Below are 25,046 nucleotides of genomic sequence, written 5' to 3'. Positions count from 1 at the left end.
TTTTAATTCAGTTTCACCGCATAATAGTTGCCATCGGAACTTCCAAAATAAACAACCTTCTCCTTAATTACCGGGGTAGATAAAATGGATCCCAAAGCATGAATTTTTTTCTCAGTGGCCAAATAATTAGGACCATAGAGCTGAAATCCTTTTTTAAAATGACCGGTTTCGTCATATATAGTGTGGTAATTCTGTTTGCTTTTATCGGTTTGGAATTCCCATTTCACTTTACCCGAAGCGTAATCCAGCCCCAGAAGTTTTCCGTCGAACGTTCCAAAGTAAATGATATCGTTATCCACGGTGGCGGCCCCATAAGCTCTCATGGCAAGTGGAGTCTTCCATAACAACTTCCCCGATTTTTTGTTCATTGCATAAAAAGCGTGTCCATCGGACGTACCAAAGTATACATTCTCTTTGTAAACCGTTGGTGTAGCAATTACCCACCCGCCAGGCTCTTTCATATTCCAGTTTCCTGTACCTGTAGTCGCATCCAAAGCATAAATATTGTAATCCCTACTCCCAAAATAAACAATACCATCATCTATTAAAGCCGCCTTCTGAACCTCTCCTTTGGGAAAGTAAGTCACCAATAGTATTAAATTTCCAAATGACAGCTCCGTTGCCCTTATCGAACGCATAAAAGAACCCGTCGAAACTTCCAAAGTATACCCTATTGCCATTAATTGTAGGGGATGCATGCACAACATCGCCGGTTTGGTATTTCCATTTTTGGTTTCCGCTAGTGGCATCAATAGCGTATAGGTTGCCGTCACCGCTACCCCAAAAGACCGTACCATTGGCCACCGATGGTGAGGACAGGTAATAATCCCAGAGGTCATAGTTTTTTTCTCCTTCGGATTTAAACTTCCATATTAATTTACCGGTATTCTTATGCAAGGCGTACAAATGCCCATCAGCACTGCCAAAATAGACCATGTTCTGATAGCTAGCGGCTGAAGAGTGTAGTGCTCCTTCGGTTTTAAATCGCCATAGCTCTTTGCCCGAATCTTTGGACAAAGCGTAAAAATTATGATCTGCGCTTCCAAAATATACAACGTTGTCTACAAGAAGCGCGGAGGAGTATACACGACCATCGGTTTTAAACTTCCACAAAACATTATCTTGCCCAAATAGGAGGGTTTGGTTTATGATCGCAAATAAAAATAGGAGTACAATTTTAGCCATTACTAATGTGCTTTAGGGTTTTTATAAGATTAAATAACGGGTCAAAAATAATAAGGACGGATGGAAAATTAGCTTAAAGCCACGTTAATTAGTGTTTATAAACCGTACTTATAATCCATACAAAAAATACCCAATTTGCCTTTCCACAACCTTTTTGCCCTGTTTTGCAACAAAAATGATCGCTATTTCAAGGAAGATTTTAGTTTTGGCTTACCAAACCAAACCCCATACCCATGAGACATATTATTTTAACCATTGCCCTAAGTGTATTCGCTACTGGTTTATTTGCCCAAGAAGGGCTTAAGTTCGGTATTCAGGGAGGGCTACCGTTCAATGACTTTAATGATGAAGTTGGTGTAGTTGTAGGCGTGGAAATAGGTCATATGTGGGCCTTGGGAGAAGTTGTGGACCTAGGCGTAATGGCCAGTTACATATAGGGATTCCATGAAACGTTTCAGACAGGAACAGTATTGGTTGATCTACCCGACGTACAGTTTGCACCAACGGCCGCTTCGGCCAGGATATGGCCTTCCAACTCATTTTCTATTGGGATAGAAGGTGGTTATGCATTTGGTATTAATGATGGCAATGACGGAGGGCTTTACTATAGGCCGCTGCTCGGCTATTTGTTCGGTACAACTACCGAAGTAAATCTTTCTTATACCACGGTAGAATTGGATCAAAGATCATGGACCACGGTTAACCTTGGTTTATTGTACACTTTGGACCTATATGGCAGACGCCGGTAATTGCCTAATTTGAGAAGCAACTTTGCATGGTAGTGACCACCATCTAACAGAAAGGATTATTATATTTGATATAATGAATATCCAGATAGTTCCTTGGATTCTGTTTCGTAAAATCACACCAGAGCATGATCGTTGACATCTACGAATACTTTAAACGGCATCCTAAATTCAATAAGCGGATAGGAAACAATTTCTTGTTGGTAGAATATAAATGCCCGCTAAATGTTGAAGAGTTTCAACTATGGACAGAATCGCACTTAATCACCTACGTAATCAGTGGCAAAAAGGATTGGATCACCCCAGGAAAGACGTATAGCTTAACGGAAGGCAAAGCGATCTTTGTAAAAAAGGGCGTATACACCACCAAACAATACATGGACAACGATTATTGTGTAATGTTGTTTTTTATGAACGACGACTTCATTAAGGATTTCATTGCGGAAAACCTATTGGGAACGGACAATGAGTCTGCGGTGAGTACCGAAAGTAATGTAACGCTGATACATACCGATCACTATTTCGAAACTTTGGTAAACAGCATCTTCAATTATTTGAAATTGGGTGAATCCATACCCCAGAACCTTGTGGAAATTAAGTTTAAGGAACTTCTCTTTAATATTACCCTTAATCCACGGAACAAAGAGTTTCAAACTATGATTAGAAACATTGGGCAATCTGTGAAGAGCAGTATGCAATATGTGATGGATAGGAATTTTCAGTACGATCTTCCCATATCTGCCTTTGCAAAACTTTGTGGAAGGAGCCTCTCTAGTTTTAAACGCGATTTTAAGAGTCATTTCGGTACAACCCCCGCTAAATGGCTAATTGATAAAAGGCTCAGCTATGCTAAAACACTTTTAAGAAGCACGGAACTAAATGTAAACCAGGTTTGTTATGAGAGCGGTTTTAAAAATAGCTCTCACTTCATCAAATCATTTAAAAATCATTTTAAACTTACCCCAAATCAGTTTAAATCTTCCGCTAATTAACTTATCCTTTTCATAAGTACCACTAGACCTAAAGTCATTCGGACCTAGTAGCACATTTTTTGGTCCTGGGAACACATACGCCCAAAAACAATCGCTATAGTTTTGCTTTGTTGATTTAAAACAAGCGATATGTCCAATACACTATTTTTAACCAAGAGGTTGCTGAGAAAAGCAAATATCCTCCATAACAGAACACCGGTATACTTAAGACAGTCCAAACTGAACGAGCAATATCTGAAAGATCCCAAATTGGCCATGATTACGGATTGTGCCGAGGTATTGGGTAAGGACCTTCATGACCCTTTTAGAACCACGGTCACTATAAACAAAGAATTACAGGTACCCTTTAGGGTTGGTGTTCATAGCGCTGTGGGCGGAGATCATGACCATCCCAATCCTGGCGATATGCTCTGTGCTACACTGGCATCTTGTTTAGAAAGTACCCTAAGAATGATCGCCAATCGGTTCGATATTACCCTTACCTATACCAGGGTGCGGGTATCGGCCTTGGTAGATGTACGGGGAACACTGAGGATAGATCTTACTACTCCGGTAGGTTTTCAATCCATGCATGTTGAGTTGGAAGTAGCTGCGAAGGGTCTTAACAAAAAAGTACTGAATACATTGATACAAGGATCCAAAAAGAGTTGCATCATCTATCAAACCTTAATAAAAACACTGCCAATTACCATAGACGTAATTACAGATAAACCTAATAAATAAATACATAACCAATAAATCATAAACAGTATGGAAGTTTTAGAACAGACAAAAAAAATTTCGAACAAAACCATCACAGAATTACAAATAGCCTTTCGCAAGCGAGCCGCACAACATGACGCGTCTGGGAGTTTTGTAATTGAGAACTACAGCGTCCTAAAAAAACATCGTCTTTTTTCGGCCATGGTACCGGAAGAATTGGGAGGTTTGGGTATGACTTATGAAGAAATGTGCCTACTCCTAAAAAGTCTGGCGCATGCCTGTGGCTCTACAGCCTTGGCATTTTCTATGCATCAGCATTTAGTAGCCGCAGCGGTTTGGAAGTATAAGAAGAAAGGCGTAGGTATGGAAATGCTTATGCGTGTTGCAGATGAACAACTTGTACTGGTAAGTACAGGCGCAAGGGATTGGTTGGGCTCCAATGGGGAACTGCGCCAAGTGGAAGGTGGTTACCTCTTAAGCGCTCAAAAGCATTTTGCCAGTCAATCTATCGGCGGCGATGTGGCCATTACCAGTGCGCCTTATTGTAACGAGAAGGGAGAATGGAAAGTTTTGCATTTTTCTGTACCTACAAAAACTCCTGGAGTGTCGGTAATGGAAGACTGGGACGTTTTGGGCATGCGAGGAACGGGTTCCCACGGACTTTCTTTTGACAAGGTCTTTGTTCCACAAACGGCTATTTCCTTAGAACGCAATAGGGATGAATTTCATCCGGTATGGAACGTAGTCTTAACGGTCGCCATGCCGCTTATTATGTCGGTCTACGTAGGTATTGCGGAACGTGCTGTTGAAATTACTCTAGCAAAGGCAAAAAAGGGATCAAGAGATCAAGGACATCTAAAATATTGCATTGGTCGGTTATACAACCGTTTGCTAGCTGCGCAAACACAATGGGAGGCCATGTGTACCATTACCAATAATTTCGATTTTTCCATAGAAAAGGACAATTCCGTAAATATATTAAGTCTTAAGACCAATGTAGCGGAACTGTGTAAGGAAACCGTAAGTTTGGCCATGGAGACAATGGGTGGTCAAAGTTTTTATAAAAAGAACGAATTGGAACGTTTGTTCAGGGATGTACAGGCCGCTGCTTTTCATCCACTGCCCAAATGGGATCAGTACGGATTTACTGGGGAAAGGTTGATGTAGTACCAGTTATTGGTTGAAAGTAGGTAGTGTTTGGTTTATAGCGTGCACTGAACACTATTTACTTCCCTTCTTATTTGTGAAACACTATGTGCCCATTGGCGCCCTCTGGGAAAAGTAACCTAGTAAATAACCCAATGTACCAATTAAGAAACCTCAAAATTATTTTGTAGCTGTTGTTTATATATTTAGTCTGTAACATAATCTTGGTTAATTGCTGACTGCTTATTGTTCATTGCTTATTGTTTATTGTTAACTGCTAATTGTTAATTGTTAATTGTTTATTGTTAACTGTTAACTGCTAATTGTCCATTGCTAATTGCTAACTGATAACTGTTAATTGTTCATCGTTCATTGGCCCATGCCACTGCCTTATGCGCGTGGATCTTCCCGGTATCAAAGGTGGGTAAGGTAACTTCACCGTCCGGTACCAAAATTGAAAGTTCCGTACAGGCCATAACCACCCCTTGTGCCCCTTGTTTTTGTAATTTGATTATGATATCCTTAATGGTTTGTTTTGAGGATTCCGAAAATTGGCCTTTCAATAACTCGGTGTAGATCATGGTATGGATAATCTGTCTATCCGCTTCCTCGGGTATCACTACCTCCACCCCATAGACTTCCTTAAGTATCTTGGTATAGAAATCCATTTCCATTGTAAACTTTGTTCCTAACAGGGCTACTTTTTTAAGTCCTTGTGCTTGTATTTTCTCTCCGGTAGCCTCGGCAATATGTAAAAAGGGAATGTTTACATTTTCTTTTATGTAATCGCTTACCAAATGGATAAGATTAGTGCAAAGCACTACAATGTCTGCCCCTGCGCGCTCCAATTGCTGTGCGGATTTTTTCATTATTGCGCCAATGGCTTCCCAGTCCCCTTTAACGGTCAATTGTTCTATTTCATCAAAATCAACAGTTACCATAATGCTTTTGGCAATATGCGATCTGCCTAAAAGTGCATTGGTCTGTTGGTTGATATACTCATAATAAAGCTTGGACGATTGCCAACCCATTCCTCCTATTAATCCAATTGTCTTCATGTCTTTTTGTTTTTGGCCACAAACGTTCAAAAGAAACGATAGGTAGCTTTGATTAAAAATGTATTACGTGCTTGCTTATTAAAAATTTGCTCCCTAAAACTGTTTATAACCCCTCCGTTTGGCATGCCAAAGTCCGCGACATCCTGTGCCCATACCAAAAATATTTCGGAGCCCGGTTTGTACTCAAAACGTACTACCAAATTTGACCGAAACTGGGCGAAGGAAAAATCTGGATTGCTAAAACTATAATCTACCAAACCATTTTGGTTTTCGTCTACTAAAAACCTATCCTGTTCATTGGTACGAGCCAGTTGTTGTTGGTTATAGAAAGCCAATTGCTCATTTTGTACGGTAGCCAAAGGTTCAACCACCTTACCAAAATCAGTATATCTGGCCGTAGTAACAAAGGGTTCGGCATAATACTGTATGGACAGGTTTGGGTTTATGGTATAGTTTAATCGGAAAGCCATGCTAAAGGTATCCTGATCTAAACGCGACATAATATATAACTGTTCATTATTGAAGTTTACCGTCTCGTTGTATTGTATTCGATGTCTAATTGCCGAATATCGGGGAGCTAGGGAAATCTGTAATTGATCTAAAGGTTGCCAGGTAACTCTAATACCATTTTCCAATAGAAAATAACTATCCGTATCACCGGTTTTTGTCCATCCATCCCAATTAAAAAAGAGTCTTTTTGTACTATCTGAGCCCAGTGCCCACCAAGCTCCATATTGCTCGGGCAGATACAATCTAGGACCTCCCCTTAGTAGCGATTTGGAATAGATATGTGGTTGGGAGAACCATCCTAGGGTAGCGCTCCAGTTATTATTAAAGATGCCATTGGCCTCAATATCCCAATCAAAATAATTAAAGTTACCCTCAAAATCCCACGCCCGCCAATGCTTATACCCTACTGATGCCTTTCTGAAAATTCCAAAGGGCCCTACAGAATTATAAGTTATTCCCGCGTAGTTTTGGATGTCATCCGCTTCTCGTAAAAAGCCCACATCGTTAAGTTCCAATTCCGGGGAACGCCAGGTAAGGCCTGTCTCAAATTTTATATGTCCCTTCCCCGCCTTGCCAAACCTTACATCACCCCCGGTTCCGGTAAGCGATGTTCTTTCGTCATCTACGTCTACATGATCTGCATCTACCCGCTGAAATAAATGGGTAATGGATGTTTGCGTATTTAGAATAGCCTCGGCACTGCCTTTTACATGGCTCACTACCATATTGGCTCCCAGATACCAAGTGCGACCTTGCCATTGATGCATAAAATCCAGACCGGCAGTTTGGGCAGATTTATGTAAAAAGTCAACATTATCCGTAAGCCTTCTATTTGTTGATGTAATAATTCCTCCAAAAAAGGTATTCTTGTTGTTAAAGTCTTGTTGAACCCTACCAATAAAATAGTTGGTAAGCGGTTCAACTATTTCTTTGCGCTCATTTCCATCGACGGATATTCTGGCGCGTTCAGCAGAAGTTACGGTCTCCATTACCGCAACCGAGAGACCGTTCTTTGTTTTTCCGCTGAATTTTACAGCACCTAGAATGGTGGTACGCTCGGGGATATCAACGAACTGGCCTTCCATGCCTTGTACGGAACCTTGCGGTGTTCTACCTATTCGTCTAGAATAAAAGAGGTTGTCACTACTAAACGGTCCGCCTATTATTGGTGCGGAAAATTGGTAGTCGAAGATGTTTTTATTTTCTACAAAGAAAGGCCGCTGTTCCTCAAAAAAAAGTTGAAATCCGTCTAGCGCTATTGCGGCCGGGTCGGCCTCCACCTGTCCAAAATCGGGATTTACCGTAAAATCCAACGTTAGGTCGTTGGTGATCCCAATTTTACCGTCTATTCCGGCATTTATGGTGGTCACATTTGCATTTTTATAGGAATTTAAGGGTTCTTTCTCAAAAGTTTCCAAAGCGGTTACCGCAAAAGGTTGAATTTCAAATTGCTTTTGTGCCCTAAGATTTTTAAGTCCATGCAACTGACCAAACTCACTTATCCAACCCGAGGCATCCAAGGGAACCCTTTGCCATACCGAAGTTTCGTTGTTCCGAAAATAGTTACGAACCACTTGAAGGCCCCATACCTGATCTTTAGCGGCTCCAAAACGCAATTGACTCAGTGGAACCTTCATTTCGCCCGTCCAACCTTCTTTACTTCTGCTACTTTTTGCATACCATATGGGGTTCCAAGTAAGGTCTTCCACGGTACCATTAAGAGAAAGTACCTTATCGCCTTTTACTCCCGCTGCCGTTATGGTAAGGGAAAAAGCCGATCGTAGATCGTGAAAACTATCCAATATCAAAGTTACCAAGTCACCCTCAAAACCGTCCCTCCTGCTCATCCTACGTACTACGCCGTTGGGTTGGGTATCTAAACAGCTAAAGGCAACATACAGGAATTTGGCATCATAAAGAATCTTAAATTTGGTTTGCTCGGTCGGGTTTGCATTTTCATCGGGTTCGCGTTGTATAAAATCCGTGGCCCAATCTCCAGTATTCCAGACAACCTCATCCAATTTCCCGTCAATGACAGGAAGTTCCCCGTTACCTATTTGTTGGGTTGTATAGACTCTTTTTACAATACCAACAGATTCTTGGGTGTATCCTAGAACGCTCATTAATGCAAATCCTACTGCTACTATTATCTTCCTTAAATGCATGATTAGTTTTGAAATTTTGAATTCTGGGAACAAATGTATTGGGAGGCCAGGGCCTGCACAATTTTTAAAATTGAGCTTCTTTGAGCTGTTCTATGAGAAGATTTCACACTGGGTATCCGTATTGCTGGGAGGACCCAGTTTTACACGGTAAAACGACATATATGCGAAAAATTGAGGGCTTAGTTGAGAAAACTTCAACTACAACTTAGGGTCTGGTTTGTATCTTTGCCTTATGGAATTAAAATATTTTAGGCTCATAAAGACCATTGCCGAAGAGGGCAGCATAGCCAACTCTTCCGAACGTTTGTTTTTAACGCAATCGGCACTTAGTCACCAGCTACGCGAGCTAGAGGAGCGGTTGGGTTTTAAGGTTTTCCATAGAACAAGGAACAAATGGGAGCTTACCCAGGAAGGTAGCGAACTTTATAAGCTGGCAAACAAACTCTTTAGTACCATAGATGAAGGCTTCAGCACTATTAAGAATATAAAGGAGGGTTCCAAGGGAACCATAAAATTAAGTGCAGAATGCCAGTCTTTTTTCCATACTATCCCCGCCTTTATCCAAAAGATGGCTATTCTCTATCCAGAAATTGAAATAGATCTTAGCCTTGGAGCAACGCATCAGACCATTTCCCAAGTATTGTCGGGCGATATAGATATTGCCTTAATGACCACGAAGCCGGCATCTGAGGAATTATCGGACATAGAGGTTTTTGAGGATGAAATACTAGCTATAATGCATCGAGAAAATAAGTTGAACGACCTGGAGTATCTGGATGCCAGCCATTTTGCTTCGGTTCATTTGCTGATCAATTCTTTTCCATTAGAAGGTGTTTCGGTCTATGAGCATTTACTTCGACCCAATAAAATAAACCCTAAAAAAATCTCAGCAATACCCTTTACCGAAATTACATTGGAAATGGTTGCTGCCAATATGGGTATTATGTGTGCACCCAAATGGCAGTTAAAATCATTTAAGTTGTCCGAAGATCTGGTTTTTAAACGAATAGGGAAACACGGACTTAAACGTAAGCACTACCTGGTGGTGAAACAGGCACATCGAAATAAAAAATATATCCACGATTTTATTTCAAGTTTCGAAGAGGATTTTAGTTCGTAGTATCCGTAGTTTGTTCTAAACGAGTATTTACCATCAACCTAGTAAAACTAGGTAACACAACTATATAGCCTAGTGCCCACCGCCTTACGTTTTAGTAAAACGATGAGCCTTCGGCTTCGACTAAACTAGAGCAAAAACAATTTTTTGATAAGCTTCGTACGCATCTTATAATAAGTCTTTTTAAAGGCCGGTCCGGCAGAACGGAGACCGGTATTGCAGAAAATACCAATGGTCATTTGTTGTTTTGGAAAATAATAGAGGTCTGTAGTAATGCCTATACCCCTGCCAGAGTGGCCCATAAGCAATTTATATGGAAACGATTTATCGATCATTATACCTAAGCCATAGTCCGGATCCTTATCATTGTCTGGCGTGGTCATTTCCTTTAAAATTTCTTCGCTAAGAATTTCGCCGGCAAACAGTTTTTCCATAAAATGAGCTGCTTCTGAAATTGGAGCGTACACGCCATCATCCCCACTGTACCAATTTGTGGTCTCTATGGTCTCAGCTGACAGGTTTTCAATGATATTATCCTGATTTATATCTCCATAATGATTTACCAATCGCTTTGGTGGGGTTTCTTTGTAGTATGTATCTTTTAAACCATATTGGGCTATAATGTTTTGGCGTAGATAAGTAGCATGCCCTTGTGGTACTATGCTGTCCATTATCATACTCAACAGTAAGTAATTGGTACTGCTATAATTGTACACTCCCAGTACATCCGGTTCCTGGGCAGGTCCGTATCCGTATCTACGGAGTACATTCATATGGCTTAAAGTATCTAGCTTTAAGTTTCCGGTAAGGTAAAGTTCGTTTAACTTGGGGTCGCGGTTGTAATTTTTAAAGCCACTGGTATGGCCTAACAAGTGCCTAACGGTTACAACATTGGCATTGGGTATATTGTCTATAATCTCCTTGGGCAAGTATTTTCGTATCCTATCATCCAGGTTTAATTTGCCTTTGTCAACCATCTTAAGTATGGCTACCGCATTATACGTTTTACCGATGCTGGCCAGACCAAAAATATCATTGGGCTTAAGGGGTACCTTATTTTCCAGATCCGAATAACCCGATACGCCTACCCATTCGCCATATTTTGGGCCTTTAATGTAAACCGCAAGACCAGTAAGGTTTTTTGCCGTGGCATCGTCCATAAACTTCTGTATGGTCCGCAACTTGCGGTGTGGAGCTTCTTGAGCGAGAAGGGGGAACTGACCGCCCAACAATACCAATAAAGTGATTTTGATAAAATTTTTGTGTGCAATTTTCATGTGTTCAATTTTTAAATGATGTTCCACAAAGAAAATTTACATCCCTCATTTTTTAAAGCCAGGGGAGATCAAAAACAGTAAGTTGCTATCAATTTAGGGTTAAAGTGCTATGATACCACTTCCGAAATGTAGAAGCTTTGGGTCTACTGACCGTAACATTGGAAATATCAATATCCATTTCTTCGACCTTTACGGATACTTTTCCATAAGTTGAAGATGCTATGGAAATTATTATTTGGTGATGTATAATAAGGCTACGGGTAACCGGAAAAAATAATTCCTCTGGTAAAAGCGAAGCCAATTTACTGAGCGTACCGTGAAAAATATAAAATTCGCCATTGACCATAAATACTTTTACTACCCCAAACTCGCTTTTCGCCATGCGGATATCCTTTACTTGTGAAATGTACTCATCGTTTTTCCTTAAAAGTTTAATGGAATGCGATTTAGGGTCCAGTTTAGATGATAACTCGTTGAACTTTTGGTCGGATTTATCTAAATCCATAGCGGTCAGTTTCCATTTTTTATAGAAATGGGTCGTCCATTTTACCAAGGTAAGTAGCAGGGCAACAAAAAAAGTGATCAGGTTTATGGTAAGTAGTTCTTGCCAGGTGTAGAAATCATCCCCAATGATTACGATATAGGCATTGCCAAGTACATTAATGGTAAAGAGGAGGGCAAGGGTAAGATATAGCAGGTTATAACCAAAGCGTTTTTTGGGGCTTATTGTCCAACTATATTTCTTTTCGAGCCGCAAATCTATAAGCCGATACAGTTCTGTAATGGGAACGGAAAAGGCAATGGCTACTAAAAATTCTTTCAGAATGAAATCGGGATTGGAGGGGTCAAAAACAAAATTGACAACCATATTGGCTACAGAGCCCAATAAAATAGGTTCTAGAAGGCGCCAATAATTTATGGACTTAAGCAATTTCATCGTAGCATTTTTGTAGGCAACATCCGCACCCAAAAGATATTCCTTTTTTTGGTTTGTTACCATTTTCACCTAAAAATTTTCGTTTACTTTCTGCCCCGTTTCACTTAAGTAGTATCTCCATTGAGGTAATAGTTAACTGCTCACAATCAACTGTTCATTGTTCATTGCTAATTGCTAATTGTAATTGTTAAAGATCAATCTGGCAAATCTTTGCATGCATTGCTATCCCACCAACAGTTTTCTAAACAGGGGGCTTTAACAAAACTAAGTTCGCAGTCCGAAATTGCTTTGGCAATGACACGGTCTAGGCAGTCCCAGATTTCGTCACGGTCTGTCTTATCGGTGCACAGGTCTATTACCTTGCGCACCTCCTCTTGGGTAAGCAGCACATCGGTACCTTTTTCCATACGTTCCGTACCAATATACACTGCCAGCAAACCATTTTTAATTAGGCCTACTGCAGCCCACTTGTAGCCAAAGGATTTGCCTTTCCTATCATGTATACTGCCCTGTCCTTCATGGTAAGTATACCCCAAAGATTTTACACTGCCATTTGTCTTAAAATTTACCTTGGAAAAATGCATGTCACCAAAATGAGAGCTTATACTTTGGTCAAAGGCACTGGGTTCCTTGCCAGTTCTGCACTGTGCAAGACAAAAAAGCACGATCAGCGCCAATAGGGCACGTAAAAGCTGCTTTAGCACTCGCATTACAGACATACTGGAAGGTATTTAGAGTTAACGATTTGCTTTGGATGGCAAAGGATTATGGGGTAGCTGATCGCATTTTGATTGATTGACACTTCCAAAATAGGATATATCCAACCGCATGGTAAGAAAATATGTATAATTGGTAGTGTATACTGTATAAGTGGCAAAAGGGAAAGCGCGCCATAGCGTTATAATTAAAGATTAATACGCGGTTGTTTACCTTTGCGTCCATAAACGACCATTGTGCACTTACATTTTAAATGTTACAAACCTTACGGCGTACTCAGCCAGTTAAGTTCCAACGATGCAAGAGAAGTGCGTAAAAAAAAGTTTTTAAGTACTATGCACAACTTTCCCACGGGAACTATGCCCATAGGTAGGCTAGATGAAAAATCTGAAGGATTATTATTACTTACCACGGACGGGAAACTTAGTGATGCCATAAACCGTAACGGTACTGAAAAAGAGTACCATGTACAATTGGATGGGGTTATTACACCCGAGGCCATAAGGTTGTTGAGCGCTGGGGTGACCATCGGTTTTGAAGGCAAAAAATATAAGACCAAACCTTGTACTGTGACCAAATTGACCACTTCCCCTGCCCTACCGCCACCAAGTCCGCAGTTACGCCTAGGTCGCCATCGCCCTAACAGTTGGATTAGTATTACATTAAAAGAGGGCAAGTTTAGACAAGTACGCAAAATGACGGCTGCCGTTGGTTTTCCTACACTCCGATTGGTACGGGTACGCATCGGGGATATAGTTTTGAAAGGTTTAACGGAAGGAGAAGTACAACCTTTGGTAAAACTGTAGTCAATACTCCATACTCTTACTTACAATTCATACTAGATATCAAGAATTTGTTTGTCATTCTAAGGTGTATTCAAATAATCTTTTGTTAAAATATTATTAAAAAAGATTAAACAAACGCAACCAATTTACTTTATACTTATCTTTTATGAAAAGTCAACAAAACCATTGACATTTCGACTTTATTGTCATAAAAGAGTCTAATAATCAATTAAAACCTACTATATTGATGAAAATGGATATATTTTAAATCAAGAGGTGTTTGTTTTATTGTTGATTTAATACTTTTATTTATAAAACAATTTTCAACATTAAAACTGAACACTATGAAAAAAATTCTCCACATGAAGAGCGTCTTGCTCTTAAGTGTTTTTTCGCTTTTCGTTTTGTCTTGCGAAAACAATGACGACGATGCCGGATCAGCAAAAGAATCCCAGAAAAACATTGTAGAAACGGCACAGGATACAGATTTGCTCTCTAGTCTTGTAGCAGCCCTTACCGCTGCAGATGTAAGTGATGCCTCTAACCTTATTGGCACCCTAAGCGGTGAAGGACCTTTTACAGTATTTGCTCCTACCAATGATGCCTTTAATGCCCTTTTGGCATCCCTGGACGATTATAGTACTCTCGAAGATTTTGACGATGAGGCAGATAGGGCCATACTCGCCACTATTCTTAAGTATCATGTTATTCCGGATATCGCAGCCACTTCTTCCGATCTAAGTGATGGGCAAGAACTTACTACAGTGCAAGGGGAAAAACTAACGGTAAATTTAGAAGGTGGTGTGTTTATACAAGATGCAACCGATGTTGATGCCGAAGTAGTACTTGCCAATGTAGAGACCAGCAACGGAGTAGTGCATGCCATAAACAAAGTATTATTGCCACAAGAAATTATTGATGCCCTAAATGATAGCGATGGGGATGACCTGGTAGATGTCGTTATCAATACAGAAAGTCTATCCTTGCTAGAGGCTGCAGTTATAAAGGCCGGTCTTGTAGACACACTTAAGGGCGAAGGGCCGTTTACAGTCTTTGCCCCCACAGACGACGCTTTTATAGCCCTTCTCGGAGTATTGGGAGATAACTACAACAGTTTAGACGATTTTGATGAGGAAGCCGAAATACAACTATTGAAAGATATTCTTCTCTACCACGTATTGCCGGTTAAAGTATTGGAAGCCGATTTAGGAGCCGGAACGGTACCAACTGCCCTACCCGATAACTCCTTGGAGGTTATTGCTTCTGGAGAAACGTTTGTCATCGGTGATGCTTCCGACACAGATGCTAATATTACAGGTACGGATATTATGGCTTCCAATGGGGTAGCACATACAATTGATAAGGTACTATTACCGCAATCTGCCATCGACTTTGTAGCCAGTTTGGCTCTTAAAAATATTGTGGAACTGGCTGTAGCTACGGACGACCTTAGTTTGTTGGTTGATGCATTGGGTACCGCAGATGCAGGTCTTGTACAACTGTTGGGTGGGGACGGACCATTTACCGTCTTTGCGCCTACCAATGCAGCATTTGTAGCGCTTTTAGATGCGTTAGGCGATGACTACACTAGTCTGGCCGACTTTGATAGCCCGGGCGAAAAAGAGCTTTTGGTAAAAGTACTTACCTATCATGTTGTGGCCGGTACTGCAGCTTTTTCTACTGATCTGAGCGAAGGTCAGGAGATAACCACAGAGCAGGGCGAAAACGTAAGCGTTGCCCTTACCGGTGGTGTCTTTATTAAAGATGCTACGGATATGCCCGCTGAAGTGGTAGGCCCAGATAATGAAGCTAGCAACGGTGTGGTGCATATTGTCAACAAAGTACTGTTGCCACAAGAGGTATTAGATCTTTTGGCTGCGATGAGCCTGGGAACAATTGTGGATATTGCCGTTGCCACCGACGATCTCAGCCTTTTGGTAGAAGCATTGGGCACGGCCGATGCCGGTTTGGTTGAAACACTATCCGGAATGGGGCCCTTTACCGTATTTGCACCTACCAATGCCGCCTTTACAGATTTGCTACACGCTCTGGGAGATGACTTTCATAGCCTAGCGGATTTTGATACCCCGGCCGAAAAAGAGCTCTTGGTAAAAGTACTCACTTATCATGTAGTATCAGGTATTGCAGCCTTTTCCACCGACTTAAGCAATGGACAACAAATTACCACGGAACAAGGCGAAAATGTTACGGTAAGTCTAAGCGGAGGAGTCTTTATTGAAGATGCCACACATACACCCGCCGAAGTGGTAGGCCCAGATAATGAAGCTAGCAACGGTGTGGTGCATATTATCAACAAAGTACTGTTGCCGCAAGAGGTATTGGATATCCTTAATCCACCAACACCGAATATTGTGCAGTTGGCACAGTCGGTAAGTGATTTGGATCTTTTGGTGGCTGCCCTAATACAAGCCGACGCAGGCTTTGTAGCAACCTTGGGAGGTAATGGACCCTTTACTGTCTTTGCACCTACCAACCACGCTTTTGTAGAATTGTTGGACGCCTTGGGTGATGATTTCCACAGTCTGGCCGATTTTGATACGCAAGCAGAAAAAGAACTATTGGCCAAAGTACTTAGCTATCATGTGGTGCCCGGTATTGCAGTTGCTTCGGGAGATCTTACCAGTCATACCGAGATTTTTACCCTACAGGGCGAATCCTTTGAAGCCATTCCGGGCCATCCAATTCGTATAAAGGATAAAACCAACGACAATGCCGACATTGTAGGCCCGGATAATGAAGCCAGTAACGGCATAGTACATATTATTGATAAGGTTTTGTTGCCACAAGAAGTATTAGATCTTCTGAGTCCACCTAGCCACTGATATTGGATTGTTTAATTAATTTCAAAACTTCCTTGGAAAACTCCAGGGAAGTTTTTTTATAGCATTTCATGACGGTACAAATATTAGAGATGGCTCATTTTATTAAATCCCTGGATAAACTCCCTAGGACTTCTCCCTTTAATTTTTTTAAAGGTCCTGTTAAAATGCCCTACACTTTCAAAACCTGTAAGAAATGCTATTTCAGAAATATTCCAATCAGTTTGCAATAGGTACTGACAAGCTTTTTCTACCCTTGCCGTATTTAAAAAAGTAACAAAGGTATTCCCAAAAGATTTTTTAAACCACCTACAAAAAGATTCCGGGGTAAGATTGGTATACTGCGCCATTTTTTCAACGCTCAGGGATTTATCCAAATTCTCCAGTACATATTTGGTGGTCCTGGATATTTTGGTCTCATGCCGATTGTTTATCTGTTTTGTATTGTAATCGATAGTGGAGAGTTTCTGATAGTTCTCATCGAACATCAACACATGTAAGATTTTGAGCAAAACACTAACTTGTTCTATGCCCTGGTATTCATCAAAAGAGAGCATCAGATCTAACAGTTCTTTTTTGGGCGCCAAATACTGCAACCCAAAATTGGCCTTTTGGAACAAATCTGAAAATTGCCTACACTCCGGCAGCCTATATAAGGTTTGTTTGTTGAACTGAAAAACTGCAGCTTCCTGAGGATTGTTTCCACCATCATTATGAGACACCCAATGATGTGGTAGGTTTTCGCCCAATAGTACTAAATCCATATCATAATACTGCGCAATACTATCACCTACAAAACGAGTACCAGTACCTCTATTGATTAAAGTAAGCTCCAATTCTGGATGGTAATGCCATTTTGGCTCTAACCGATCTTCATTGACCTTAAAAAAATTAAAGGAATGATCTTGTTGTAATAGCGGTATAATTTCTAATTCTGGTTTCAAAAATATCTTATTTTACCCCAAAATATACCATAAAATATGTTATCATGATAGTATATGCATGTTTTTGGTTAAAATTGGGTAATTGTAAATCAATTTTCACATGTAGTTTAGTACTAATTAAATTATAGACTTCATGAAAGGTTTAAATTTGGATCAAGAATATACGGTCTCCGAAGCAGAAATTAAATTCTACCAAAAGAATAGGTATATTAAACTAAAACAAGTTTTGGATAAGGATACTCTTGCCCATTACAATACCATAATTTCTGACAAGGTAAACGAATTAAATAGCGAAGAAGTGCCTATGGAGCAACGCGATACCTATGGGAAGGCCTTTTTGCAGTTGTTTAATTTATGGACAAAAGATGAGGCTATTAAAGAGTTTGTGTTCAGCAAACGCATTGCCAAAATAGCTGCGGATTTAATGCAAGTAGATGGTGTACGACTTTATCATGACCAGGCCCTTTTTAAAGAAGCCGGAGGTGGTATTACCCCCTGGCATGCCGATCAATACTATTGGCCATTGGAAACCGACAAAACTATAACGGCTTGGATTCCCTTACAGGCAACCCCTTTAAATATGGGCCCTTTGGAGTTTAGTGCGGGGAGCCACAAAATAATGGATGGCAGGGAACTTGCCATTAGCGATGAAAGTGAGGCGCAAATACAAAAACGATTGAAGGTAACCGACTATACCCACGTTATTGAACCTTTTGAAATTGGTGAAATCAGTTTTCACTCGGGGTGGGTATTTCATAGGGCCGGTGCCAATAGCACAGAACAAATGCGAAAGGTGATGACCATCATTTATATGGATCGGGACATGAAACTAAAAGAACCCTCCAATGATGGTCAAATGAATGATTGGAATACCTGGTGCCCCGGCGCAAATATTGGAGAGGTAATCAACACGCCATTAAACCCAGTTTTGTACTAAGGTCCCTTTTAAGTTTTAAGTACCTAGTCCTTGCTCTTGCTTAGCATAGAATGCATTACAAACCATCTTCTCTATGAAGGGTATGTGTTTTCTGATGTATTTGTTGATCAAGGATTTTTCCCAATCGATCTATTATGCCAACAACCAAGGCATTGCCCATTAGAAAGGCTCTTTTGGTGGCCGATACCCCATTTAATTCGGTGTGATTATCCGGAAACATATTTAAACGTTCCAACTCTATCGGGGTTAATCGTCTAAGCCTTCCTCCCTGCTGCACCACATGCTTAAATCTTGTGGGGGTCTTCCCCCCTTCCTTGGTAATAATTGTACGCGATGCATTGTCCAGCGCTTCAGGGAACACCATACCACCCTCTATGTAAGTGTAGTGGAAATCTAACTTTTTGTTGTATCGGGCTTCGTTTTTGGCACCTTTAAGATATTTCCATCCTTTGGGACTATGAATGTCCTCATCCCGAATAAAAAAAGATTCCGGCACCAACGATTCCTCAAGCAAAATATCTCCTAAGGTAGTACGCGGCCCGGTATAATCGGGAAAACTTTTGTTGGTTACATAGGTGCCCTTATACATAAGACCACTATTTAAAAAAGGGCTTGCCTTACCTCCCAGATTAAAAGTAGCGGATACCGCTGCAAGATCCTCTTCCAAGGTACCTTGGTAACTGTTATCGTTAAAAGTCTTTATCTGAAAAGCATGTGCAAAAACCCCATCGGTTTGCAACCAATTTTCTTTCTCAGTGGTTTGGACCATCCTATTGTATAGTCCGGAATCTTGGTGGTAGGCCAGTATAAAAATCCGTCTTCTGCGTTGTGGCATTCCATATTCAGCGGCATTTATTACGCGCCATTCCACGGCGTAACCCAAATTGTTGAGGGAAGCCAGCATAACGGCAAAGTCGCGCCCACGCTGTTTAGATGGAGATTTTAAAAGGCGATCTACATTTTCTAAAAGCAAATACTTGGGTTTGTTCACTTTTTTTCTTAGAATGGCCTCTATACTCCACCATAATACGCCTTTTTTACCGATTAGTCCTTCGGAATTTTTTAGACTTGTGGCCACGGAATAATCCTGACATGGAAACCCACCTACCAGCAGGTCATGATCCGGAATGGTATGCCATTTGTTTTCTACCACATCAGCAATGTTCTCTACACTATGTTCGGCTTGTGGCCAACGGTTTTTATATATCCGGCTTGCCTGTTGCTTTTTGGTACTAGGCTCCCATTGGTTGCTCCAGATTACTTCGTAATTACAATCTTTTCTTCTGGGATAACCTTCCAGCCCAATTCTAAAACCCCCTACTCCCGCAAATAATTCTACCACCTTTAAGGCCATAATCTATATTAACTGATCATCTTTATTCAGGTATCTAAAATATCCCCTTTTTTGATAGCATACTATTACATAATACGAATCCATGGCTTTTTTTTCAACAAAGCATGGCTTGGGTATCGTCTTTTCTAGGCATGATGGTTTTGAAAGTGATGAGCCAATTTCTAACAACGGCGAAACTTGGGACGACAGTTGGAACCCCATTTGGTATGTTAAAACACAAATCGATGGTTTGGGCTGAACAGCAGAAATGCGCATATCGCTTGGTCAGCTCCGTTTCGGAAAGGATAAAGAACAGATTTGGGGCCTACAATTTTTACGCGATTATTTTAGGGTAGTTTCCTTTTGCAACGTTTTTATATCTGCTATCAATTGTGAAATGGCAGTCTTGTTAAGACCATTGTAAATACCTCTAATGTGTTTACTTTTATCTATCAATATAAAATTTTCAGTATGCAAAAAATCGTTCTCATCTTTTGTAATGCCTAAATCTTCCTCAACAAAATAGGCATAGCGACCAAGATCATATATTTGTTTTCTTTCTCCCGTTGCCAAGTGCCATTTATTGGGCTGCACTCCTTTATCTTCTCCATAGTTTCTTAATATAGGGACGGAATCTATCTCCGGGGTCACTGAATGGGACAGCAGCAGCACACCATTGTCCTTCTTAAAGGCTTCCTGTATCAATGCCATATTGGAAGTCATTTTAGGACAAATACCCGGGCAAGATGTAAAGAAGAAATCCACAACATAAATTTTGTCGGCAAAGGTCTCTTCAGTGATAGTATCCCCGAGCTGATTGATGAGTCGAAATCTTGGAATACGATGCAATGCGTTTATGGAATCGCTATTTTTAGAAAACCAATGAGGACTAAAAGATGCCTCGTTATAATACGGAAGCACCTCGGTTCTACTTGTACGTTCCTTTACCGGTTCTCTAGATTGCTTGCAATTTAAGGCCATGAAGGCCCAAATAAGTATCAGCATCCAAATCTTAACGTTGTACAATTTCATCTTTCAAGGCATAACATAGATTAGACCGTTTTAAACCAAAGACCCTCCCATTTTTGGCTTCATAATTGGCGTAAAGCTTTCCATTTCTTCGCCAAGCCTGCTGCAATCCTTCTTCCTTTCCGTCTACAATACGGTTTTGTCTGGATAATTGCCCGTTTGGGTACCATTTGCTCTGAATGCCCTGCCGAATCCCATTGCTATAGTAAGATTTTGCACTCAGTACACAATTGGGCCACCAGGATTTAACCACCCCTTGCAACCTATTACTACAATAAGTGGCCTCTCGCTGCTTAGATCCGTCTTCGAACCATTTTTGGGACATCCCATCTTTTTTTCCTCCTTTATAGCGTACAATTTCTGCCATTAGGCCATTTGGATAAAAAACAACCGCCTCCCCGCTAAAAGGAAGTTCATTGTAGTACCATTTTCCCTCAGTAGGATGTAGTACTAGCGATTTTTTTGCTACACGCAATGTGTTATCAGGGAGGTTTGTACAACCGCAGACAAACAACAGCATTAGCGGGACCAACTTAATTGATGTTGCTAGGCGTGCCTTGATAATCTCCCGGAAAAATAATGTAATAGGCATTAAGATATAATTCATTTTCTATATGATAATGATATTCTGCTTCTGTAGTATACTGTGTAGTGCTGGTATGTCCGCCAGACTCATCCAAATCCGTAGGATACGTTCCTGTGGAATTACATTTTCTGCCATAGATAAAAAAACCATCAGCCAAAATACCTATTAGCATATCGTCATCTTCAGAAAATGCAGTGGGTTCCAAATGGTAATGATACTCTGCCGGACCAATATGTCCGCCACTATAATCCAAACTAGCAATGGCATCACCTAACGCACCGTTGCCTTCCTGATCATTGAAAATTGCAGCTCCACTTACCGATATTCCAATAGCACCCAGATTGGTAGCTGTGGAAGAACTGGCAAGTTCCGGATTTGCGGATACAGACAGGGTATTAGATCCGTCGTAGTTGGGAATAAGGCTAGGCGTAAGCCCCGTGGCTACAGTGGGTGCAACATACAATGCATTACCTTCTCCCCAGTAAGGGGTAGTGTGGTTGGGCAATCCATTGGTTTCTATAACCACATTGGCGCCATCCAAGTAAATATCCGTATTCTCGGTATCAAAGGCGGCAAATGCCAAATGTAATTCTGATACCTCAACGTCATCATCGTTTATGCCCATTGCCGAATCATCGTCCTCATCATTGCTACAGGCCATAAAGCCTAAAAGTATTGCACATCCCAAGAATCCCACGGGTAATGTTCTGGTTACTATACTATTCTTTTTCATGATATGATTTATCAATTTGTTTATTTATGCCCAGGTTTTCCATGCCCCTTTCGATCTGGTTTTGGTGCTTTCTTTATTTCCTCCTTGGAAAGAAATCCGTCTTCATTGATATCTATCTTGGCAAAATCTCTTTTTAAAGGGCCTTTTACTTCCTTTTTGGAAAGTTTACCGTCCTCATCGGTATCCATGTGTTCAAAAAGTTCTGCAATACTGCGCGGTTTTTGTTTGCCTTTGTCCTTGTTACCGGATTGTCCATGCATATTGCAAGACATAAGGGTCCCCAGGGTAACACTGCACAAGAGTATTTTCAATTTGTTATCTGCCATGCTATACTTCGCTTTGTTTTTTATTTAGATGTGAGCTTCTTAAAAAACTTGTGCGATGTAATAGTTTTTTGATAATCGCCTACGAGAAATTAGGTCAATACCAATACAGGCCGCGGGTATGCGGTCAAATAAAAAGTAAATTGAAATTGAGAAAATTAAGGAACTAGAAAGAAAATAACCCCCAACGGTCTTTAGTTATGCACCTTTGATTTTAGGTGCCGAAACATAAAAAACCAGAAAAAATGTAGTCTGCTATATTTGCTTAACACGAACAGCATTCATACCGCGTGTGCCTTTTTCGAGTTCAAAGGACACATTATCATTTTCAGCTATTTCATCGATAAGCCCGCTTACGTGTGTAAAATACTTCTCGTTATTTTCAGAATCAATGATGAATCCAAAACCTTTGGAATGGTCGAAAAAAGAAACTTTACCTTTTCGTACCGGATCAAACTCCTCTACGTCGCCTTCCTCTTTTTTTGGAATACCAAGTACTATGCTCTCTGCATCTACTTTTATTTTCTTGGATGGGTCTGGCGGGGTATCGGTTAAATTGCCTTCATGATCAACATAGGCGAACTGTATTCCTCCACCCTTTTCTTTTGCTTCGGCCTTACGAGCCTCTTTTTTCTTTTGTTTGTCTTCCCGTCTCTTTAAGCGTTTCTTTTCTTTTTCACTCTTATTGAAGGTTTGTTGGGATTTTGCCATTCGATAATTTTAATTACTATTTTGTTTGTTGGTTTTAGAAAAATAAAACCATTTTATCGATCTTGGAACCAATATTATGAATTTATTAAGGTGCTCAAATAACCATGTTTTTGGTGGGGAGACTTCTAATAACCAATACAAAGATAGGATTTGCATTTTAAATTTTCTGCTGACAGCGCCCTATTTTTGGCTTCCTGGCTATAAATTTCACAAAATTTCGATAAAAAGATCATATTATTTGCCAGAAATGGTCATTATCGATAACCGGACTTAAACCTCGGGGATTTTATTTTGATACTGATTCTCAATTTATTGGATTAAATTTATTCCAAATAACTGGCATATGGCACATGCAAAATGTAAGGTAAAAAGAGTAATCATGGCATTTGGAATCTGCCTGATTATTTTTTACGGTTGCGGGCATAATCCATCAAAGGATGAAACCACTGCACTTCCATGGTGGACATCCAAAGACAGGGATCTTGTTATTTCCGAATTGAACAGGACTACCAAGGCCATAAGACTAGAATTAAAGGATTTAAAGGAAGATCAATGGACTTTTAGGGAAAGTCCAGACCGTTGGTCCATTCTAGAGATTATAGAACATTTGGAGATGCAGAACCAGCTTCATTACCGGGAAATTTCCGTAATCTCCAATACACCACAACTACTTCATTTTAGGACGATTACCGAAGGAAAAGATGCACATTTTACCAAATACGCCACAGATACCATTGCAGGTACTGCCCGATGGTTTTTACAACCCAAGGGTAAATTTTGCACGGGTACCGATGCTGAAAAGGCTTTTTTTAAGGCACGATCGGAGCTTACCAAATTGGTTGAGCTAACTTCTACAGATTTTAGAAAACAATTTACATTTAGAAGTCCGGTTGGGGATAAGGACATCGCTAATCTGAAAATTGGAGAGGTCAGGGATCTACATCAACTACTACTGACGGGAATAGCCCATACAGACAGGCATCTTAAGCAACTGAGAAACTTAAAGGCACATCCCAAATATCCAAAAAGTAAAGTTTGGCATTGAATTTCTTAGGGACTAACCGCTACATGGGTATTATTTTGGAATGGTCTTCATTGAATTTTACGCGCTTGCCGGTCCAGTAGGCCGAAGCTGCCAAATGCGAAGGTCTAATAGCTTCCAATCCTATTTCAATGGGTGCCGTGGTAGGCTTTCCGCGGGTAATAGCGTCAAAAAAGTTGTTTACATGAGCCGTATCCAAACTCTCCGTTGTAGTTACCGTTTCTGGTTCTCCGTTGTGTGGCGTATAAATATAGCCGGCCCTAAATAGTTCTAACTTGCCTTCGGTACCGTGGAACAAGACCGAATCGTGTGTGTTCTTAACAGGCATTACCGAGCATTCAAATGTAAAGTTCCATCCACCTTTATAACGAATAATCGAATTTACGGTATCGGGATTGCTCCTACCATCCTTTAAATGATAAATACCTCCTGTGGTTACTGCATCCAACGGGTTGGCATCGTCCATCATCCATTGTGCCACATCGCCCCAATGTGTTAGCAGGTCCGATAAAATTCCGGTACCGTATTCCTTGTAGTTTCGCCAAGCATCGTACCTGGCCCAATCGTAAGGAATTTTTTCACTTGGCCCTAAAAAAGTGTCCCATTCAAAATTCTTTGGTTTAGACCTAGGGGTTATTGCACGGCGTTGCCAGCCAAAATCGCTCCAAACGGCACGAACGAATATCACATCGCCCAGTCTTTTGGAACTACCAAAAAACTCTTCTTTAACACGTTGGTAAAGTTCTCCGCTTCGCTGTTGCGTGCCTGTTTGGCAAACAACCTTGCTATCGTTTACCGCTTTTTTCAAAGGTGCCCCTTCTTCATAGTGCAGCGTAACCGGTTTTTCTAAATACAAATGTTTGTTGGCTGCCAAAATACGTGCGGCATAGGATTGGTGCAGATGATCGGGAGTGGCCAGTACTACGGCATCTATGTTTTTATCTTCCAACACTTCATCTAAATCGTAAGACTTTTTAATTTTGGTAATACCCAATTGGTCTTTTGTGCGCTGCATCTGTTCACCCCACACATCGCACATGGTAACTGCGTTTATCCGGTCGGTCGCCAACATCTTATGCAACACCCATCTCCCCCTTCTTCCGGATCCTACCAAGGCTATTCCCAATCTGTCATTAGCACCTAAAATACGGCCATAGGATGCCGCGGAAAGCATTACGGCGCCTGTACCTACCAAAAAGTCTCTTCTCTTCATAGTGTGTTAAACTTATAC

Annotated in this window: 26 protein-coding genes; 11 read left to right on the top strand and 15 right to left on the bottom strand. The window is 40.8% G+C overall.

The features are described from left to right. Positions 1-2 precede the first annotated feature (2 nt). Both ACEQ81_RS09805 and ACEQ81_RS09800 read right to left on the bottom strand, forming a co-directional pair. On the bottom strand, positions 3-587 hold the full coding sequence (locus ACEQ81_RS09805) for a PQQ-binding-like beta-propeller repeat protein (protein ID WP_411030705.1): 585 nt from the start codon (positions 585-587) through the stop codon (positions 3-5). Then, positions 538-1,185, bottom strand: a complete 648-nt coding sequence (locus ACEQ81_RS09800; protein WP_411030704.1) for a PQQ-binding-like beta-propeller repeat protein — start codon at positions 1,183-1,185, stop codon at positions 538-540. The genes ACEQ81_RS09805 and ACEQ81_RS09800 overlap by 50 nt, the downstream gene beginning before the upstream one ends. Positions 1,186-1,418: 233 nt before the next feature. Here ACEQ81_RS09800 and ACEQ81_RS09795 point away from each other — a divergent pair, with 233 nt between their 5' ends. The 5 genes from ACEQ81_RS09795 to ACEQ81_RS09775 all read left to right on the top strand — a co-directional run bounded on the left by ACEQ81_RS09795 (position 1,419) and on the right by ACEQ81_RS09775 (position 4,792). After that, the gene (locus tag ACEQ81_RS09795) at positions 1,419-1,622 is read left to right on the top strand and encodes a hypothetical protein (RefSeq protein ID WP_411030703.1); all 204 of its coding nucleotides are present in this window, start codon (positions 1,419-1,421) and stop codon (positions 1,620-1,622) included. Between the two features lie 33 nt (positions 1,623-1,655). Then, positions 1,656-1,934: a hypothetical protein gene (locus tag ACEQ81_RS09790; protein ID WP_411030702.1), complete on the top strand. Its 279-nt coding sequence runs from the start codon at positions 1,656-1,658 to the stop codon at positions 1,932-1,934. Positions 1,935-2,059: 125 nt separating this feature from the next. After that, on the top strand, positions 2,060-2,923 hold the full coding sequence (locus ACEQ81_RS09785) for a helix-turn-helix domain-containing protein (RefSeq protein ID WP_411030701.1): 864 nt from the start codon (positions 2,060-2,062) through the stop codon (positions 2,921-2,923). A 129-nt stretch (positions 2,924-3,052) separates the two neighbouring features. Further along, entirely contained in the window at positions 3,053-3,646 is a 594-nt protein-coding gene (locus ACEQ81_RS09780) for an OsmC family protein (RefSeq protein WP_411030700.1), read from the top strand. 27 nt (positions 3,647-3,673) lie between these two features. Further along, positions 3,674-4,792 carry an acyl-CoA dehydrogenase family protein gene (locus ACEQ81_RS09775; protein ID WP_411030699.1) on the top strand — a complete coding sequence of 373 codons (1,119 nt, stop codon included), beginning with the start codon at positions 3,674-3,676 and terminating at the stop codon, positions 4,790-4,792. Positions 4,793-5,133: 341 nt separating this feature from the next. On the opposite strand, the gene ACEQ81_RS09770 is transcribed toward ACEQ81_RS09775, so the two are convergent. Continuing rightward, positions 5,134-5,829, bottom strand: coding sequence for an aspartate/glutamate racemase family protein (locus ACEQ81_RS09770; RefSeq protein ID WP_411030698.1), 696 nt, complete (start codon positions 5,827-5,829; stop codon positions 5,134-5,136). A 26-nt stretch (positions 5,830-5,855) separates the two neighbouring features. Next, positions 5,856-8,504, bottom strand: coding sequence for a DUF5916 domain-containing protein (locus ACEQ81_RS09765; protein ID WP_411030697.1), 2,649 nt, complete (start codon positions 8,502-8,504; stop codon positions 5,856-5,858). Positions 8,505-8,736: 232 nt separating this feature from the next. Here ACEQ81_RS09765 and ACEQ81_RS09760 point away from each other — a divergent pair, with 232 nt between their 5' ends. Then, complete coding sequence (locus tag ACEQ81_RS09760; RefSeq protein WP_411030696.1) at positions 8,737-9,624, top strand: LysR family transcriptional regulator; 888 nt, start codon at positions 8,737-8,739, stop codon at positions 9,622-9,624. 125 nt (positions 9,625-9,749) lie between these two features. Here ACEQ81_RS09760 and ACEQ81_RS09755 read toward each other — a convergent pair whose 3' ends face one another. The 3 genes from ACEQ81_RS09755 to ACEQ81_RS09745 form a co-directional block, all read right to left on the bottom strand. After that, positions 9,750-10,898, bottom strand: a complete 1,149-nt coding sequence (locus ACEQ81_RS09755) for a serine hydrolase domain-containing protein (protein ID WP_411030695.1) — start codon at positions 10,896-10,898, stop codon at positions 9,750-9,752. Positions 10,899-10,986: 88 nt separating this feature from the next. Continuing rightward, positions 10,987-11,898, bottom strand: a complete 912-nt coding sequence (locus ACEQ81_RS09750) for a LytTR family transcriptional regulator DNA-binding domain-containing protein (RefSeq protein ID WP_411030694.1) — start codon at positions 11,896-11,898, stop codon at positions 10,987-10,989. A 131-nt stretch (positions 11,899-12,029) separates the two neighbouring features. Continuing rightward, the gene (locus ACEQ81_RS09745) at positions 12,030-12,554 is read right to left on the bottom strand and encodes a hypothetical protein (protein ID WP_411030693.1); all 525 of its coding nucleotides are present in this window, start codon (positions 12,552-12,554) and stop codon (positions 12,030-12,032) included. A gap of 231 nt (positions 12,555-12,785) precedes the next feature. Between ACEQ81_RS09745 and ACEQ81_RS09740 the strand changes: the two genes are divergently transcribed. Further along, the gene (locus ACEQ81_RS09740; protein ID WP_411031041.1) at positions 12,786-13,358 is read left to right on the top strand and encodes a pseudouridine synthase; all 573 of its coding nucleotides are present in this window, start codon (positions 12,786-12,788) and stop codon (positions 13,356-13,358) included. 323 nt (positions 13,359-13,681) lie between these two features. Next, positions 13,682-16,180, top strand: a complete 2,499-nt coding sequence (locus tag ACEQ81_RS09735; RefSeq protein ID WP_411030692.1) for a fasciclin domain-containing protein — start codon at positions 13,682-13,684, stop codon at positions 16,178-16,180. An 83-nt stretch (positions 16,181-16,263) separates the two neighbouring features. On the opposite strand, the gene ACEQ81_RS09730 is transcribed toward ACEQ81_RS09735, so the two are convergent. Continuing rightward, positions 16,264-17,121: an AraC family transcriptional regulator gene (locus ACEQ81_RS09730; RefSeq protein ID WP_411030691.1), complete on the bottom strand. Its 858-nt coding sequence runs from the start codon at positions 17,119-17,121 to the stop codon at positions 16,264-16,266. A gap of 133 nt (positions 17,122-17,254) precedes the next feature. Here ACEQ81_RS09730 and ACEQ81_RS09725 point away from each other — a divergent pair, with 133 nt between their 5' ends. After that, positions 17,255-18,058 (top strand): phytanoyl-CoA dioxygenase family protein, encoded by an 804-nt coding sequence (locus ACEQ81_RS09725; RefSeq protein WP_411030690.1) that lies wholly within the window; start codon positions 17,255-17,257, stop codon positions 18,056-18,058. A 55-nt stretch (positions 18,059-18,113) separates the two neighbouring features. Here the strand turns inward: ACEQ81_RS09725 and dcm are convergent, their stop codons facing one another. Next, a complete protein-coding gene (gene dcm / locus ACEQ81_RS09720) occupies positions 18,114-19,412 on the bottom strand; it encodes a DNA (cytosine-5-)-methyltransferase (protein ID WP_411030689.1) in 1,299 nt (432 codons plus the stop codon). Between the two features lie 82 nt (positions 19,413-19,494). On the opposite strand from dcm, the gene ACEQ81_RS09715 reads away from it, so the two are divergent. Next, positions 19,495-19,650, top strand: coding sequence for a hypothetical protein (locus ACEQ81_RS09715; RefSeq protein ID WP_411030688.1), 156 nt, complete (start codon positions 19,495-19,497; stop codon positions 19,648-19,650). Positions 19,651-19,733: 83 nt separating this feature from the next. Here ACEQ81_RS09715 and ACEQ81_RS09710 read toward each other — a convergent pair whose 3' ends face one another. From ACEQ81_RS09710 to ACEQ81_RS09690, 5 genes are all read right to left on the bottom strand, one after another. Then, positions 19,734-20,423: an SCO family protein gene (locus tag ACEQ81_RS09710; protein WP_411030687.1), complete on the bottom strand. Its 690-nt coding sequence runs from the start codon at positions 20,421-20,423 to the stop codon at positions 19,734-19,736. Further along, on the bottom strand, positions 20,404-20,895 hold the full coding sequence (locus ACEQ81_RS09705; RefSeq protein ID WP_411030686.1) for a toxin-antitoxin system YwqK family antitoxin: 492 nt from the start codon (positions 20,893-20,895) through the stop codon (positions 20,404-20,406). Before ACEQ81_RS09705 ends, ACEQ81_RS09710 begins: the two co-directional genes overlap by 20 nt. A gap of 58 nt (positions 20,896-20,953) precedes the next feature. After that, positions 20,954-21,739 (bottom strand): YHYH protein, encoded by a 786-nt coding sequence (locus ACEQ81_RS09700; protein WP_411030685.1) that lies wholly within the window; start codon positions 21,737-21,739, stop codon positions 20,954-20,956. A gap of 20 nt (positions 21,740-21,759) precedes the next feature. Further along, positions 21,760-22,065 carry an EF-hand domain-containing protein gene (locus ACEQ81_RS09695; protein ID WP_411030684.1) on the bottom strand — a complete coding sequence of 102 codons (306 nt, stop codon included), beginning with the start codon at positions 22,063-22,065 and terminating at the stop codon, positions 21,760-21,762. A 252-nt stretch (positions 22,066-22,317) separates the two neighbouring features. After that, complete coding sequence (locus ACEQ81_RS09690) at positions 22,318-22,773, bottom strand: cold-shock protein (RefSeq protein WP_411030683.1); 456 nt, start codon at positions 22,771-22,773, stop codon at positions 22,318-22,320. Positions 22,774-23,116: 343 nt separating this feature from the next. Between ACEQ81_RS09690 and ACEQ81_RS09685 the strand changes: the two genes are divergently transcribed. Continuing rightward, positions 23,117-23,818, top strand: coding sequence for a DinB family protein (locus ACEQ81_RS09685; protein WP_411030682.1), 702 nt, complete (start codon positions 23,117-23,119; stop codon positions 23,816-23,818). A gap of 19 nt (positions 23,819-23,837) precedes the next feature. Here ACEQ81_RS09685 and ACEQ81_RS09680 read toward each other — a convergent pair whose 3' ends face one another. Beyond that, on the bottom strand, positions 23,838-25,028 hold the full coding sequence (locus tag ACEQ81_RS09680; protein ID WP_411030681.1) for a Gfo/Idh/MocA family protein: 1,191 nt from the start codon (positions 25,026-25,028) through the stop codon (positions 23,838-23,840). Positions 25,029-25,046 lie beyond the last annotated feature (18 nt).

Origin of the sequence: Spongiimicrobium sp. 3-5, assembly GCF_046557915.1 — a bacterium.
Taxonomy (GTDB): domain Bacteria; phylum Bacteroidota; class Bacteroidia; order Flavobacteriales; family Flavobacteriaceae; genus JBHEBG01.
This window is presented reverse-complemented; position numbering and strand designations above follow the sequence as displayed.